The sequence below is a fragment of the Obesumbacterium proteus genome, assembly GCF_001586165.1.
Taxonomy (GTDB): Bacteria; Pseudomonadota; Gammaproteobacteria; order Enterobacterales; family Enterobacteriaceae; genus Hafnia; species Hafnia protea.
The window spans coordinates 4,207,891-4,222,386 of record NZ_CP014608.1 but is presented as its reverse complement, the minus strand read 5'-3'; the positions used below and the strand labels follow the sequence as shown (position 1 = coordinate 4,222,386).

The following is a 14,496-nucleotide window of genomic DNA, read 5'->3' as shown; positions in this document are numbered from 1 at the left end:
CAGGCAGCTCTTTAGTGGACCATCATATTGATGTTGAGGTTGTACATAATCCAAAGTGAGCCAACGACAACAATGGCGATAATCAAGGCGGTAAATGCCAGAGCTATCAGGTTCCAACGCTCTTCAGACGAGGTGTTCATGTGCAGGAAGTGCACCAGATGAACAAAAATCTGAATCACAGCCATCGCAACCACGGTAATCAAAATCGTTTGGTGCGACGCGGTACCTTCCATCACCATCCAGAACGGAATAACCGTGAGGATAACCGACAGAATAAAGCCAATCATGTAAGACTTTGCGCTGCCGTGGCTAGCACTGTTGTTGTCTGTAGAATGGTGACCCGTTGTAGGTGAGTGACTCATTACATTGCCCCCATCAGATAAACTACGGTGAATACGCAGATCCACACCACGTCCAAGAAGTGCCAGAACAGGCTCAGACACATCAGGCGAGTACGGTTACGCGCGGTCAGGCCTTTTTTGCCGACCTGAATCATCATCACGATAATCCAGATCAGGCCGCTGGTAACGTGGATACCGTGCGTGCCAACCAAGGTGAAGAAGGCAGACAGGAATGCACTTTTGTCTGGGCCAAAACCTTCGGCAATCAGGTGATGGAATTCGTAGATTTCCATCGCGATGAAGCCTGCACCGAACAGGAAGGTCAAACCTAACCATGTATTTACGGTGCCTATTTTACCTTTGTTCATCGCCAGCATGGCGAAGCCATAGGTGATGCTGCTAAATAACAGCAGGAAGGTTTCAACCAACACAAACGGCAATTCAAAAATATCTTTGCCGGATGGGCCGTCAGCGGTGCCGTTGACCAAGACTGCATAAGTTGCGAACAAGCTCGCAAACAGAATACAGTCGCTCATCAGGTAGACCCAGAAGCCGAACACTTTCGTGTCACCGGCGTCGTGGTGCCCATGCTCCGCATGGGCCTCCTGACCGTGAGTATGATGTAAAGTATCAGTTGTCATATTTCACGCCTGCTTTGCTAATTTGTTCAAAGTGTTGGTTCTCAATACGTTCAATTTCAGGAACTTGAACGTAGTAATCAACATCATCGTTGAAGCTGTGCACGATCCACGTGGCAATCATGCCCAGGAAGCAGACAATCGCCAGCCACCAGATGTCCCAAATCATGGCAAAACCAAAGACGAGGCTGAAGCCTGCAATGATGACGCCTGCGCCAGTGTTACGTGGCATATGAATTGGTGCATATTTCTCTGGTTTCTTATAAGCGATACCTTCTTCTTTCAGCTCCCAGAATGCATCACGCGAATGAACCTGTGGCTCGATAGCGAAGTTATAGAACGGCGGTGGAGAAGACGTTGACCACTCCAGCGTACGGCCGCCCCATGGATCGCCGGTCAGATCGCGGTTCTGATCGCGGTCGCGAACAGACACGAAAATCTGAATCAGCTGGCAGGCAATACCACATGCAATCAGCGCAGCGCCGCCCGCAGCAACCATCAGCAGAGGATGGAATGCAGGGTCAATTTGCTGGCTCAAGCGACGAGTCATGCCCATGAAGCCCAAGCCGTACAGCGGCATAAAGGCAACGAAGAAACCGATGATCCAGAACCAGAATGCGCGTTTGCCCCAAGTTTCGTTCAGCGTGAAGCCAAATGCTTTCGGGAACCAGTAAGTCATACCGGCGAAGCAACCGAAGACCACACCGCCGATGATCACGTTATGGAAGTGCGCAATCAGGAACAGGCTGTTATGCAGAACAAAGTTTGCACCCGGAACCGCCAGCAGAACCCCGGTCATACCACCTACGGTAAAGGTGATGATGAAGCCGATAGTCCACAGCATCGCAGAGTTAAACACGATGCGGCCTTGGTACATGGTGAACAGCCAGTTGAAGATTTTTACCCCGGTCGGAATCGAGATAATCATCGTGGCTATACCGAAGAACGCATTGACGTTTGCGCCTGACCCCATGGTGAAGAAGTGATGCAGCCAAACGATGAACGACAGGATGGTGATACACACGGTCGCCCATACCAGCGAGGTGTAGCCAAACAGGCGTTTCTTACAGAAGGTTGCCACCACTTCGGAGAACACACCGAAGACTGGCAGAACCAAGATATACACTTCCGGATGGCCCCAGGCCCAAATCAGGTTGATGTACATCATCATGTTGCCGCCCATATCGTTGGTAAAGAAATGGGTGCCGAGGTAGCGGTCAGCCGTCAGTAAAGCAACGGTAACGGTTAAAATCGGGAAGGCAGCAATGATCAGAACGTTGGTGCACAATGCGGTCCATGTGAAGACCGGCATTTTCATCAGTGACATGCCAGGGGCACGCATTTTGATGATAGTGGCAAAGAAGTTAACACCCGTCAGCAAGGTACCTAAGCCGGATATTTGTAGACTCCATATCCAGTAATCGACCCCTACGCCAGGGCTGTACTCCTTACCTGATAGCGGTGGATAGGCCAACCAGCCAGTTTGAGCAAATTCGCCCACACCCAGCGACAGGTTGATCAGAACCACACCGGCAACGGTGAACCAGAAGCTCAGGTTATTCAGGAATGGGAATGCAACGTCGCGAGCACCGATTTGCAATGGTACAACGACGTTCATCAGACCGACCACGAACGGCATCGCCACGAAGAAGATCATGATAACGCCATGAGCGGTAAAGATCTGGTCGTAGTGGTGCGGTGGCAGGAATCCGGCTTCACCGGCGGACGCAAGCGCCTGCTGGCTACGCATCATGATGGCATCGGCAAAGCCGCGCAGCAGCATGACAAACGCCACGATGATGTACATGATACCCAGACGTTTATGGTCAACCGAAGTTAGCCACTCCGTCCATAGGTATTTCCATTTTCCAAAATAGGTAATCAAAGCCAGAAGGGCCAGACCGCCTAAGATAATGCCGGCAACCGTAACCATAACAATCGGTTCATGGTACGGGACGGCGTCGAGTGTTAGTTTTCCAAACATCTGTTATTCCTCGGCTCCTGCGTGAGCGTGCTCACCCATGTCCATATCCATATGCTCGTCTTTCTTCATGTCCATCTTCTTGCTACCCATGAATTTGTTAATCACATCGACAAACAATTCAGGATTAGCGCTAGAGAAGTACTCAACCGGATGGTATTCACTTGGCTTCGCTAATGCGTCGAACTCTGCCATGGTGGTCAGCTGATTAGGTGCTTTCTTAACGTTGGCAACCCACTGGTCAAAGGTGGCATTATCTGGCGTTGCGATGGCGGTGAATTTCATTCCAGAGAATCCTGGACCGCTGTAGCTGCTGGAAATCCCGTTATATTTACCCGGTTCGTTGGCAATCAAATGCAGTTGGGTCTGCATGCCTGCCATCGCGTAAATCTGCCCACCTAAACGCGGAATGAAGAATGAGTTCATTACCGAGTTTGACGTGATGCGGAAATTAACCGGAGTATTGGCTGGGAAAGCCAGTTCATTAACGGTTGCAATCCCCAGATCTGGATAAACGAACAACCATTTCCAGTCGAGTGAAATAACATCGACACGGATCGGTTTAACGTCGGACACCAGTGGTTTATACGGATCCAGTTCGTGAGTCGTTTTCCACGTTAATGTTGCGAGGATAGCGATAATGATAATTGGCACTGTCCAAACGACAGCTTCAATTTTATTAGAGTGAGACCAGTTGGGAGTGTATTTGGCATCGGTATTTGACGCGCGGAATTTACGCGTAAATACAATTGTCATTACGATTACTGGAATCACCACGATTAACATCAGCCCAAGGGCAGTCAGTATCAGGGATCTCTGCTCTAGACCTATTTGTCCTTTAGGATCCAGAAGCGCCATATCACAACCGCTCAGCAAGGCCGAGGCTGCGATTAAAGATAATATCCCAAAGCTTTTATTTAATTTACTGAGTCTCATCTAACGACCTCAATCGAAGGCTCTCTGTCGTCCCAAATGTAGGGGCATTTTACGGGAAGGTTGCAGATCTGTAAACATTCTTAAAGGTCTGTCACTCCATTGTTTAAAAAGTCCAGTTGGTTTGTGCAAAATGTCGCATTTCATGGTGTCTTTTAGGCGAAATGTAGCTATCAAATCAGAGGCTTATTTTCACTTTGTTGTAACAAAGTAAATGTAACAAAAGATATTTCACTGCCTCTGAAAATCACGTTCTGTCACTTTTAGCCTAGTCCTTAATCTGTGGTTAGCCCATGTATTACCTGCTTAAAATAGGAATATGTGACACAGATCGTAGGGGCATGTAACTCGTTACATTTAGGTTTATTTCTTCCCTTAGAAGGCACGAAACGTGAAAGAGATCTCTATTTGTTAATTTTTTGTTCTTCGTTTTTCTGATGCTAAATTTAATTTAGCGTGAAAAATAAGCAGTTATTTGAGGGCGAAAATACAGCGGAATATCAGTAAAAAATTATTTAGGGGATAATTAAGCGGCAAATTTGAAGAATAAAAAAAGCGCTGTCTAAAATATAGGCAGCGCTTTTTTATTATTTTAAGGCTTAAATTAATTTAGCAACGGAATTAAATGACCTGCTGTAGATCGCGTTGGCTGCGATAATCTAAACCTGCGCCAAGTAAAATGCCAAATAAGCTCAGCAATAAGCCAATATTTAACAACCAAGCCATGATGACATCAGCACTCAAACCAGAGAGACTTTCTGCGAGTAGCCCAAGCAGCCATAGTGCGATAAGAATGCATCCGACCAACAGTGATTGAAAGGCCAATTTATAGGCTCTAGCAAAGCGGGTTCGGCGCGAGAATTCACCGGTTGTTTGCGTATACTCCAAGGTTTTGCGGCAGGCGACCAGCAGCAAAAGCCCAGGAACGGCAGCGACGATTGAGAATAGATAGAACAACGGCCAGCCATGTAATTCAACAAACCAACCCGCAACCGGCCCTACATAAACACGACCAACGGCTGAAAGCGCCGAGAGCAGGGCGAATTGGGTTGCTGAGAATGACTTGTTACACAGCGTCATTAACAATGCGACAAACGCCGCGGTGCCCATGCCCCCGCAGAGGTTTTCGAGAAAAATGGCGCTGCCCATGGTGAGCAGGTTTTTATCAGTGACCGCCAGCAGCCAGTAGCCAAAATTGGATACCCCTTGCAAGATACCAAATAGCATCAGTGCGCGGAAAAGGGACAAACGCTGCATCAGTACGCCGCCAAACAAGGCACCCACGATGGTGGCAAACAATCCTAGTGTCTTGTTGACGATACCAACTTCACCCGCGTCGAATCCGACTCCGCGAATCAGAAACGTTGTGCTCAAACTACCGGCGAAAGCATCACCCATCTTGTACATCACAATGAGTAATAGGATTAACCATGCATTGTTTCGGCCAAAGAAATCCTTAAGCGGCTCAATCACGGCCTGTTCAAGCGTGCGTGGTGCAGGCGCAGATACCTGAGGTTCTGGAGCAAATAACGTAGCCAATATACCGATCAGCATTAAGCCAGCCATCAGCCAATAGGTACCTTGCCAGCCAAAATAGCGATCGGCTAACCATAGCGCTAACCCACCGGAAACCAGCATCGCGAGTCGATAACCCAAAACGGAAACAGCCGCGCCGGTTCCGCGTTCTTCAGCGCTGAGCAAATCGGTTTTATAGGCGTCGAAGACAATATCTTGTGAGGCAGAACAGAATGCGACGATGACGGCCAAGCCCGCCAGCCACCACAGATGCTGGACAGGATTGAGTAATCCCATGGCAAAGATAGTGATGAGTAGTAGGACTTGTGTGACTAAAAGCCAGCCACGGCGGCGACCAAGGAAGGAAGGCGTATAGCGATCCATCATCGGTGACCAAAGGAATTTAAAAACGTAGGCCTGACCAACCAGTGAAAAGAAGCCGATCGTTTTGAGATCGACGTTGGCAACGGTCATCCAAGCCTGAAGTGTACCGGAGGTTAATGCGAGAGGAAGGCCTGAGGCAAAACCCAACAGTAATAAAATGACCGTGTTACGTTGGGTGAAAATAGCTAAGTTTGAATTAGACATTCAATTGATTCCCATGCACTGCCCAAGGTCGGGCAGTGCGGGGTGAAAACGGTGTATGCCCATTATCATCCGATTGCGCTTTTATCCAACGGTTCGAATGACTCTGAGCATAGAGATTAACGCGCGTTGGCTTTGATGAAGTCGCTGATGCTGGTGTCTTGCGCCATGTTAGACACGATGTCCGACATGGTATTGTTGACGGCATTAGTGATTTTGCTGTTCGATGCGGTAAATGCACCTTGCTCGTTGTAAACCGAGCGATAGTTTTTCACCTGCTTATTGCCATTTTTCGCCTGTGCAATAATGGAAATATCAGCATTGGTGGTGATGTTGTAACGCAGGTTGCCTTCTTTTACATCGGCATACAGCTGGTTGACGACGATCTGCAAATCAACGGCACCGCTTGGCCCCACCATATAACCGCGCTGGGTCATTTGGTTTTCCAACACTTCCTGCAGCAAGAAACGCAGGTCGCGTGAAGGTGTCAGCGTGACTAATGCGCCATCGCGATTCACTTTTGCCAGCGCTTTATCTTGACGAACATCGGCACCGTTAATGCTGATCGTAATGCCTTGCAAGGTTGGGTCCTGCTGCGGCAACGCCATCTTAGGATTAACGTCTATGGTATTGGTGCTGGTTGCGCATCCGGCCAGAGCGAAAACGGCCAAAAGCGGGAAAAACAGTTTTTTGATCATATTCATCGAGTTAATAACCATTTTTACGTGGGAAGATGCCGCGTTCATTCTTCGTCTATGACTGAGTTAAGACTGAGTATGACAATGATGAATCAACGGACTTTACGGACAAAATATCCGCCATCATAGCATTGCCATTAGGATGTTGAAGCCCCCTATAAATATTTTTATCTTAAGAATAGTGAAATCACTATCGCGGTGGCGTTTTGCCTATCTGCTTAAACATTAAACTGACTTTCCAAGCCACCCATTTGAATGATAGACAGAAATTTTTTATAAGTTACGCTACGCAAAACACGATAAAAATGTTTCGCAGCGGCGTTAGTTGCAAAAAAACAGCTACGCTTAACGTTAAGATGTGTTTTTCGATTGGGCGCTTGTCCGCGCCTGATGTGGGCTGTCACTGAAAATAAAGGTGATGGCTGAGCGGTTCCGAGAGGGAAATACATTCCATTAAGAGCAGCGCTCTTTCTGCCGATGCAGTATGAGGGGATATCTTATGATGAGAGAACAGATAGAAGCAAAGTTACGCGCCGCGTTTGAACCTTTCTATCTTGAGGTGGTTGATGAAAGCTATCGCCATAACGTACCGGCAGGTTCTGAAAGTCACTTTAAAGTTGTCATGGTTAGCGATCGTTTCCAAGGTGAGCGCTTCTTGACGCGTCATCGTTCTATATATGGCGTTTTGTCAGAGGAACTGGCCGACGGCGTACACGCGTTAGCCCTACATACCTACACCCATAAAGAGTGGGAGGCGTTGCAAGATACGGTTCCTGCATCACCGCCCTGTCGCGGGGCTGGCACCCTAGCCTAAGCTAACTTGCTTAAATAGGCGGCGAAAAGGCAAGTAAATTACCACGAAGGTGGAACTCTTAGCCGTTTTTGCTGTATTAATAGCGTGTTTGACGAGAAACGGCCCGAGTGGCCGTTTCTTTTTGCGTAGCAACTTTATGACTTAGGTGCGCACGCGATTTCGTGACTTTGGCCCGTGGAACTTGGTGCTATTACGCTGTAATTTTGTACCCGAGTTGCTGAGGTATCGCTCGAAACTGTGAATCACGCCGCGGACAGTTGGCGTGCGGTTCTCGACTCATTGCTCATGCATCGCTATAATGTCGCGTCTATTTTTTCCTGAATGTATTCGGGACGCTTCTACGCCCAAAGTACTTGATGTTGTTGCTAGGCGGTCAGCGAGTGAATCCCGATGAGCTTACACCGGTAAGTGATTAGGGTGAATAACCGCAGCCAGCACCGTAGCGGCTTCAAGTAAGAAGGGATAAACAGGGAACACGGTTCTGCTGAAAGCGGCCGTCCCGGTTCTGTGAAGTCTGGTTTTCTTCGTTGAAAATGGCTTCTGGAGTTGACCGAGCACTGTGATTTTTTGAGGTATAAGATGCAAGTTTCTGTTGAAACCACCGAAGGCCTTGGCCGCCGCGTAAATATTACTGTTGCAGTCGACAGCATTGAAAAAGCAGTAAACAGTGAGCTGGTCAACGTGGCTAAAAAAGCACGTATCGACGGCTTCCGTAAAGGTAAAGTGCCAATGCACATTATCTCTCAGCGTTATGGCGCTTCTGTTCGCCAGGACGTTCTGGGCGATCTGATGCAGCGTAACTTCGTTGATGCGATCATCAAAGAAAAACTGAACCCAGCTGGCGCGCCTAATTATGTACCAGGCGAATACAAACTGGGCGAAGATTTCTCTTTCGCGGTTGAATTCGAAGTTTACCCAGAGATCGAACTGAAAGATCTGGAAAGCATCGAAGTTGAAAAACCAGTTGTTGAAGTGACTGACGCTGACGTTGACGCGATGCTGGACACCCTGCGTAAGCAGCAGGCAACTTGGACTGCAACTGAACGTGCAGTTGAAGCTGAAGACCGCGTAACCGTAGATTTCACCGGCTCTATCGACGGCGAAGTTTTCGAAGGCGGCAAAGCCTCTGATTTCGTTCTGGCAATGGGCCAGGGTCGTATGATCCCAGGTTTCGAAGAAGGCATTCTGGGCCACAAAGCGGGTGAAGAATTCGCTATCGAAGTGACCTTCCCAGAAGATTACCACGCTGAAAACCTGAAAGGTAAAGCGGCTAAATTCGATATCGTTCTGAAGAAAGTTGAAGAACGTGAACTGCCAGAATTCACCGAAGAATTCATCAAACGTTTCGGCGTTGCTGATGGTTCTCTGGATGGTCTGAAAGCCGAAGTGCGTAAAAACATGGAACGCGAACTGAAAGGCGCGGTACGTAACAGTATCAAGTCTCAGGTTATCGACGGTCTGGTTAAAGCAAACGACATCGACGTTCCAGCTGCACTGATTGACGGTGAAGTTGACGTTCTGCGTCGTCAGGCTGCACAGCGTTTTGGTGGCAACGAGAAACAAGCTCTGGAACTGCCACGCGAACTGTTCGAAGAACAGGCTAAACGTCGCGTTGTTGTAGGTCTGTTGCTGGGTGAAGTTATCACCAAGAAAGAGCTGAAAGCTGATGAAGATCGCGTTAAAGCGCTGATCGAAGAAATGGCTTCTGCTTACGAAGATCCAAAAGAAGTGGTTGAGTTCTACAGCAAAAACAAAGAGCTGATGAACAACATGCGTAATGTTGCTCTGGAAGAACAAGCTGTTGAAGCACTGCTGGCTAGCGCTAAAGTGTCTGAAAAAGCGACCAACTTCAGCGAACTGATGAACCAGACTCAGGCTGCGTAATGTTGCTCTGAACGGCTTATTCGTTCCGAAGTAATAAAAACCTTCGCTCTTGGGCGAAGGTTTTTTTATGGGAAAAGGTTTATTTCTTTGATTACTGACCCCAAATATTGGCTAAGTGTCTAACCTATAACAACAGACACAGACAGTTGAGCATGGTCAACATAGTTTATCTACAGTAGAATCAAAGCAAATAATGCCAAAGTGATTTCTATAGGAGACGGTTAATGTCATACAGTGGCGAGCGTGATTTAGCACCGCACATGGCCTTAGTGCCAATGGTTGTTGAACAGACTTCGCGTGGCGAACGTTCATACGATATTTTTTCCCGTCTGTTGAAAGAACGAATCATCTTCCTGACTGGTCAGGTTGAAGATCACATGGCAAATCTGATCGTGGCTCAGATGCTGTTCCTCGAAGCAGAAAACCCAGAGAAAGATATCCATCTTTATATCAACTCACCGGGCGGCGTCATTACTGCGGGCATGTCAATTTATGACACCATGCAGTTTATCAAACCGGATGTGAGCACCATTTGTATGGGACAAGCGTGTTCCATGGGCGCGTTTCTGCTGACGGCAGGGGCGAAAGGTAAGCGTTTCTGCCTGCCAAATTCACGCGTGATGATTCACCAGCCGTTGGGTGGTTTCCAAGGGCAGGCGACGGATATCGAAATCCACGCCAAAGAAATCCTGAAAGTTAAAGCTCGTATGAATGAGCTGATGGCAAAACATTCAGGTAAACCGCTCGAAGAGATCGAGCGTGATACCGAACGTGACCGCTTCTTGTCAGCGGACGAAGCTGTAGAATACGGCTTGGTTGATTCGGTAATGACTCACCGCGGCTGATTGTGTCAGACTACGGCCTAGACTCAGGACGTCTGTGGAACTCAACGCATACGCTATTCTCGTCCAACCGCCGATAGCGTGACTATCATGTTACGGCGGGTTGCCGATATACTATAGTGAATATAAAGCGCGGAGCGATGCTCGCATCGCGCAAATGGGTTGCATAGACTACGCTGATAGGCCGTTTTGCGCAGATTGGTCGCACTGCCGTTGAGCGGTCTTAGCCGTAATAGGCTGATTCGACGGGACAGATACTTAATGAAAGAGGTTTACTGATGACAGATAAGCGCAAAGACGGTTCAGGCAAGCTGCTGTACTGTTCTTTTTGCGGCAAAAGCCAGCATGAAGTTCGTAAGCTGATCGCCGGGCCGTCAGTGTATATCTGCGACGAGTGTGTCGATCTGTGTAATGACATCATTCGCGAAGAGATTAAAGAAGTTGCTCCGCATCGCGAGCGCAGCTCTCTGCCAACGCCGCATGAAATTCGTAACCATTTAGATGATTACGTGATTGGTCAAGAACAGGCGAAAAAAGTCTTGGCAGTAGCGGTGTATAACCACTACAAACGCCTGCGTAACGGCGATAGCAGCAACGGTGTAGAACTGGGCAAAAGTAATATTTTGCTGATCGGTCCAACCGGTAGCGGTAAAACTTTGCTGGCTGAAACGCTGGCACGTTTCCTTGATGTGCCATTTACCATGGCTGATGCGACGACCCTAACCGAAGCGGGTTATGTGGGCGAAGACGTTGAAAATATCATTCAGAAGCTATTGCAGAAGTGTGATTACGACGTTCAGAAAGCACAGCGCGGTATCGTGTACATCGATGAAATCGATAAGATTTCTCGTAAGTCTGACAACCCGTCTATCACCCGTGATGTTTCAGGTGAAGGTGTACAGCAGGCATTGCTGAAGCTGATTGAAGGTACTATCGCTGCGGTTCCACCTCAGGGCGGCCGTAAGCATCCACAGCAGGAATTCTTGCAGGTTGATACCTCTAAGATCCTGTTTATCTGTGGCGGTGCTTTTGCTGGTTTGGATAAAGTGATTGGCCAGCGTGTCAATACCGGCACCGGTATTGGTTTTGGCGCAACGGTTAAAGCGTTGTCTGAAAAAGCAACCGAAGGCGAGTTGCTGGCTCAGGCAGAACCAGAAGATTTGATCAAATTTGGTCTGATCCCTGAGTTTATCGGTCGTTTGCCGGTTGTCGCTACCCTGCGTGAACTGAGCGAAGACGCGCTGATTCAGATCCTGAAAGAGCCAAAAAATGCCCTGACCAAACAGTATCAGGCATTGTTTAATCTGGAAGGTGTCGATCTGGAGTTCCGTGACGAAGCCCTGACGGCGATCGCGAAAAAAGCGATGGCGCGTAAAACAGGTGCTCGTGGTCTGCGTTCTATCGTTGAAGGCGCGCTGCTGGAAACGATGTACGACTTGCCATCAATGGAAAACGTCGAAAAAGTGGTTGTCGACGAAAATGTCATTGAAGGTCAGGCGGAGCCAATGCTGATTTATGGTAAACCAGAAGCACAAGCTTCTGGCGAATAATTAGCCAGTAAACTGATGGGTTATCAATAAAATGGGGGATTTTATCTCCCATTTTTTTTCTGTTGTTGTTTGCGTTGAATCCCTGGTAAACATCCCCATATACTCAGATACAAACTGGGTGAAGCAACAACGTAAAACGGGTTGTAAGATTCCCATAACCTGGCGGAAGCTAAACTAAGAGAGAGCTCTATGAATCCTGAGCGTTCCGAACGCATAGAAATCCCCGTATTGCCTCTGCGCGATGTGGTGGTTTATCCGCACATGGTGATTCCATTGTTCGTAGGCCGGGAAAAGTCAATCCGGTGCCTAGAAGCCGCAATGGATCACGACAAGAAGATCCTGCTGGTCGCGCAAAAGGAAGCCTCAACGGATGAACCAGGGGTAAATGACCTTTTCTCTGTAGGTACCGTTGCCTCTATTTTACAGATGCTGAAATTACCCGATGGCACCGTCAAAGTGCTGGTCGAGGGGCTTCAGCGTGCAAAAATTACTACGTTATCTGACAGTGGTGAGCATTTTGCTGCACAGGCTGAATATTTAGAAATTCCAGAAATGGACGAGCGCGAACAAGAAGTATTGGTTCGTACCGCCATTAATCAGTTTGAAGGCTACATCAAACTGAACAAAAAGATCCCACCAGAAGTGCTGACGTCGCTCAACAGTATTGACGATGCGGCTAAGCTGGCAGATACCATTGCTGCACACATGCCGTTGAAGTTAAACGACAAGCAAGCAGTATTGGAAATGTCAGACGTGACTGAGCGTCTGGAATATCTGATGGCGATGATGGAGTCTGAAATCGATCTGCTGCAGGTTGAAAAACGCATTCGTAACCGCGTTAAAAAGCAGATGGAAAAGAGCCAGCGCGAGTACTATCTGAATGAGCAAATGAAAGCGATTCAGAAAGAACTGGGCGAAATGGACGACACGCCAGACGAATTCGAAGCGCTGAAACGCAAAATCGAAGCGGCAAAAATGCCGAAAGATGCGCGCGAGAAAACGGAAGCTGAGCTGCAAAAGCTGAAGATGATGTCGCCGATGTCTGCTGAAGCAACCGTAGTGCGTGGCTATATCGATTGGATGATTCAGGTTCCGTGGAATGCGCGCAGCAAGGTCAAAAAAGATCTGAATAAAGCGCAGGAAATTCTGGATACCGACCATTACGGCCTTGAGCGCGTCAAAGACCGTATTCTGGAATATTTAGCGGTTCAGAGTCGCGTTAGCAAAATTAAAGGGCCTATCCTCTGTCTGGTAGGGCCTCCAGGGGTCGGTAAGACCTCTTTGGGTCAGTCTATTGCTCGTGCTACTGGGCGTCAGTATGTGCGTATGGCGCTGGGTGGCGTGCGTGATGAAGCCGAAATTCGTGGCCATCGTCGTACCTATATCGGTTCTATGCCGGGCAAACTGATCCAGAAGATGGCAAAGGTTGGGGTGAAAAACCCACTGTTCCTGCTCGATGAGATCGACAAAATGTCTTCGGACATGCGTGGCGATCCGGCTTCAGCACTGCTGGAAGTTCTGGATCCAGAACAGAATATCGCGTTCAACGACCATTATCTGGAAGTTGATTACGACCTGTCTGACGTTATGTTTGTGGCAACATCGAACTCGATGAACATTCCTGCGCCGTTGTTGGATCGTATGGAAGTGATTCGTCTGTCGGGTTACACCGAAGATGAAAAACTCAACATTGCGAAACAGCATCTGCTACCAAAACAGTTGGAACGCAATGCACTGAAAAAAGGTGAGTTGACGGTTGATGACAGCGCAATTAGCGGCATTATTCGCTATTACACTCGCGAAGCGGGCGTGCGTAGTCTGGAACGTGAAATCTCAAAACTGTGCCGTAAGGCGGTTAAAAACCTGCTGATGGATAAATCCGTTAAGCACATTGAGATCAACGGCGACAACCTGAAAGACTTCTTAGGTGTGCAGCGCTATGACTATGGCCGTGCGGACAGTGAAAACCGCGTGGGTCAGGTCACTGGTTTAGCATGGACCGAAGTGGGCGGCGATCTGCTGACGATTGAAACCGCATGCGTACCAGGCAAGGGCAAGCTGACTTATACCGGTTCTTTAGGTGAAGTTATGCAGGAATCCATTCAGGCTGCGTTGACCGTGGTTCGTGCTCGCGCTGAGAAATTGGGCATCAATCCTGATTTCTACGAAAAACGCGATATTCACGTCCATGTGCCTGAAGGTGCAACGCCGAAAGATGGCCCAAGTGCAGGTATCGCGATGTGTACCGCGCTGGTTTCATGCTTAACCGGTAATCCTGTGCGTGCTGATGTTGCTATGACCGGTGAAATTACGCTGCGTGGTTTAGTGTTGCCAATCGGTGGTTTGAAAGAAAAACTGCTGGCGGCTCACCGCGGTGGAATTAAAACCGTGCTGATCCCAGACGAAAACAAACGCGATTTGGAAGAGATTCCAGACAACGTCTTGGCCGATCTGGATATCCATCCGGTGAAACGAATTGATGAAGTTTTAGCCTTGGCGCTGCAAAATTCACCATTCGGAATGGAAGTGGTTACCGCAAAATAGTGATATATCGCATAAACCGCTGATAAAACCTATGCTGGCAGTCTATTTCGGACTTGCCAGCATTTTTTTGTGCAGCTAACGTAGAGCCCTGTCAAATTAGGAAAAGCCGCATCTCATGTGTCTTGCCATGAACTGACAGGATTGATATAACAGCAGCGCAGCCGTACCCTA

At 48.2% G+C, this 14,496-nt stretch carries 11 protein-coding genes; 5 read left to right on the top strand and 6 right to left on the bottom strand.

All coding sequences use genetic code 11. From position 1 onward, the window contains the following. Positions 1-11 precede the first annotated feature (11 nt). The 6 genes from DSM2777_RS19665 to DSM2777_RS19640 all read right to left on the bottom strand — a co-directional run bounded on the left by DSM2777_RS19665 (position 12) and on the right by DSM2777_RS19640 (position 6,691). Complete coding sequence (locus DSM2777_RS19665; protein WP_061554939.1) at positions 12-362, bottom strand: cytochrome o ubiquinol oxidase subunit IV; 351 nt, start codon at positions 360-362, stop codon at positions 12-14. After that, complete coding sequence (locus DSM2777_RS19660; protein WP_061554938.1) at positions 362-982, bottom strand: cytochrome o ubiquinol oxidase subunit III; 621 nt, start codon at positions 980-982, stop codon at positions 362-364. Before DSM2777_RS19660 ends, DSM2777_RS19665 begins: the two co-directional genes overlap by 1 nt. Then, positions 972-2,963 carry a cytochrome o ubiquinol oxidase subunit I gene (cyoB, locus tag DSM2777_RS19655; RefSeq protein WP_040044358.1) on the bottom strand — a complete coding sequence of 664 codons (1,992 nt, stop codon included), beginning with the start codon at positions 2,961-2,963 and terminating at the stop codon, positions 972-974. Before cyoB ends, DSM2777_RS19660 begins: the two co-directional genes overlap by 11 nt. 3 nt (positions 2,964-2,966) lie before the next feature. After that, positions 2,967-3,896, bottom strand: a complete 930-nt coding sequence (gene cyoA, locus DSM2777_RS19650) for a cytochrome o ubiquinol oxidase subunit II (protein ID WP_025799998.1) — start codon at positions 3,894-3,896, stop codon at positions 2,967-2,969. A gap of 618 nt (positions 3,897-4,514) precedes the next feature. Beyond that, positions 4,515-5,996 carry a muropeptide MFS transporter AmpG gene (ampG, locus tag DSM2777_RS19645; protein WP_061554937.1) on the bottom strand — a complete coding sequence of 494 codons (1,482 nt, stop codon included), beginning with the start codon at positions 5,994-5,996 and terminating at the stop codon, positions 4,515-4,517. A gap of 116 nt (positions 5,997-6,112) precedes the next feature. After that, the gene (locus tag DSM2777_RS19640) at positions 6,113-6,691 is read right to left on the bottom strand and encodes a lipoprotein (protein WP_061555444.1); all 579 of its coding nucleotides are present in this window, start codon (positions 6,689-6,691) and stop codon (positions 6,113-6,115) included. 484 nt (positions 6,692-7,175) lie between these two features. Between DSM2777_RS19640 and bolA the strand changes: the two genes are divergently transcribed. From bolA to lon, 5 genes are all read left to right on the top strand, one after another. Then, the gene (bolA, locus tag DSM2777_RS19630; protein ID WP_172625154.1) at positions 7,176-7,505 is read left to right on the top strand and encodes a transcriptional regulator BolA; all 330 of its coding nucleotides are present in this window, start codon (positions 7,176-7,178) and stop codon (positions 7,503-7,505) included. A gap of 579 nt (positions 7,506-8,084) precedes the next feature. Further along, positions 8,085-9,389: a trigger factor gene (gene tig / locus DSM2777_RS19625; protein ID WP_061554936.1), complete on the top strand. Its 1,305-nt coding sequence runs from the start codon at positions 8,085-8,087 to the stop codon at positions 9,387-9,389. Between the two features lie 224 nt (positions 9,390-9,613). Continuing rightward, the gene (gene clpP / locus DSM2777_RS19620) at positions 9,614-10,234 is read left to right on the top strand and encodes an ATP-dependent Clp endopeptidase proteolytic subunit ClpP (protein WP_004091711.1); all 621 of its coding nucleotides are present in this window, start codon (positions 9,614-9,616) and stop codon (positions 10,232-10,234) included. Between the two features lie 275 nt (positions 10,235-10,509). After that, positions 10,510-11,781 carry an ATP-dependent protease ATP-binding subunit ClpX gene (gene clpX, locus DSM2777_RS19615; protein WP_025799987.1) on the top strand — a complete coding sequence of 424 codons (1,272 nt, stop codon included), beginning with the start codon at positions 10,510-10,512 and terminating at the stop codon, positions 11,779-11,781. Positions 11,782-11,970: 189 nt separating this feature from the next. Then, positions 11,971-14,325, top strand: a complete 2,355-nt coding sequence (gene lon / locus DSM2777_RS19610) for an endopeptidase La (protein WP_040044362.1) — start codon at positions 11,971-11,973, stop codon at positions 14,323-14,325. Positions 14,326-14,496: the final 171 nt, after the last annotated feature.

Excerpts from the sequence above, each read along its gene's own strand:
- DSM2777_RS19665 (WP_061554939.1), bottom strand. The coding sequence starts at position 362 with ATGAGTCACTCACCTACAACGGGTCACCATTCTACAGACAACAACAGT.
- DSM2777_RS19660 (WP_061554938.1), bottom strand. The coding sequence starts at position 982 with ATGACAACTGATACTTTACATCATACTCACGGTCAGGAGGCCCATGCG.
- cyoB (WP_040044358.1), bottom strand. The coding sequence starts at position 2,963 with ATGTTTGGAAAACTAACACTCGACGCCGTCCCGTACCATGAACCGATT.
- cyoA (WP_025799998.1), bottom strand. The coding sequence starts at position 3,896 with ATGAGACTCAGTAAATTAAATAAAAGCTTTGGGATATTATCTTTAATC.
- ampG (WP_061554937.1), bottom strand. The coding sequence starts at position 5,996 with ATGTCTAATTCAAACTTAGCTATTTTCACCCAACGTAACACGGTCATT.
- DSM2777_RS19640 (WP_061555444.1), bottom strand. The coding sequence starts at position 6,691 with ATGATCAAAAAACTGTTTTTCCCGCTTTTGGCCGTTTTCGCTCTGGCC.
- bolA (WP_172625154.1), top strand. The coding sequence starts at position 7,176 with ATGAGGGGATATCTTATGATGAGAGAACAGATAGAAGCAAAGTTACGC.
- tig (WP_061554936.1), top strand. The coding sequence starts at position 8,085 with ATGCAAGTTTCTGTTGAAACCACCGAAGGCCTTGGCCGCCGCGTAAAT.
- clpP (WP_004091711.1), top strand. The coding sequence starts at position 9,614 with ATGTCATACAGTGGCGAGCGTGATTTAGCACCGCACATGGCCTTAGTG.
- clpX (WP_025799987.1), top strand. The coding sequence starts at position 10,510 with ATGACAGATAAGCGCAAAGACGGTTCAGGCAAGCTGCTGTACTGTTCT.
- lon (WP_040044362.1), top strand. The coding sequence starts at position 11,971 with ATGAATCCTGAGCGTTCCGAACGCATAGAAATCCCCGTATTGCCTCTG.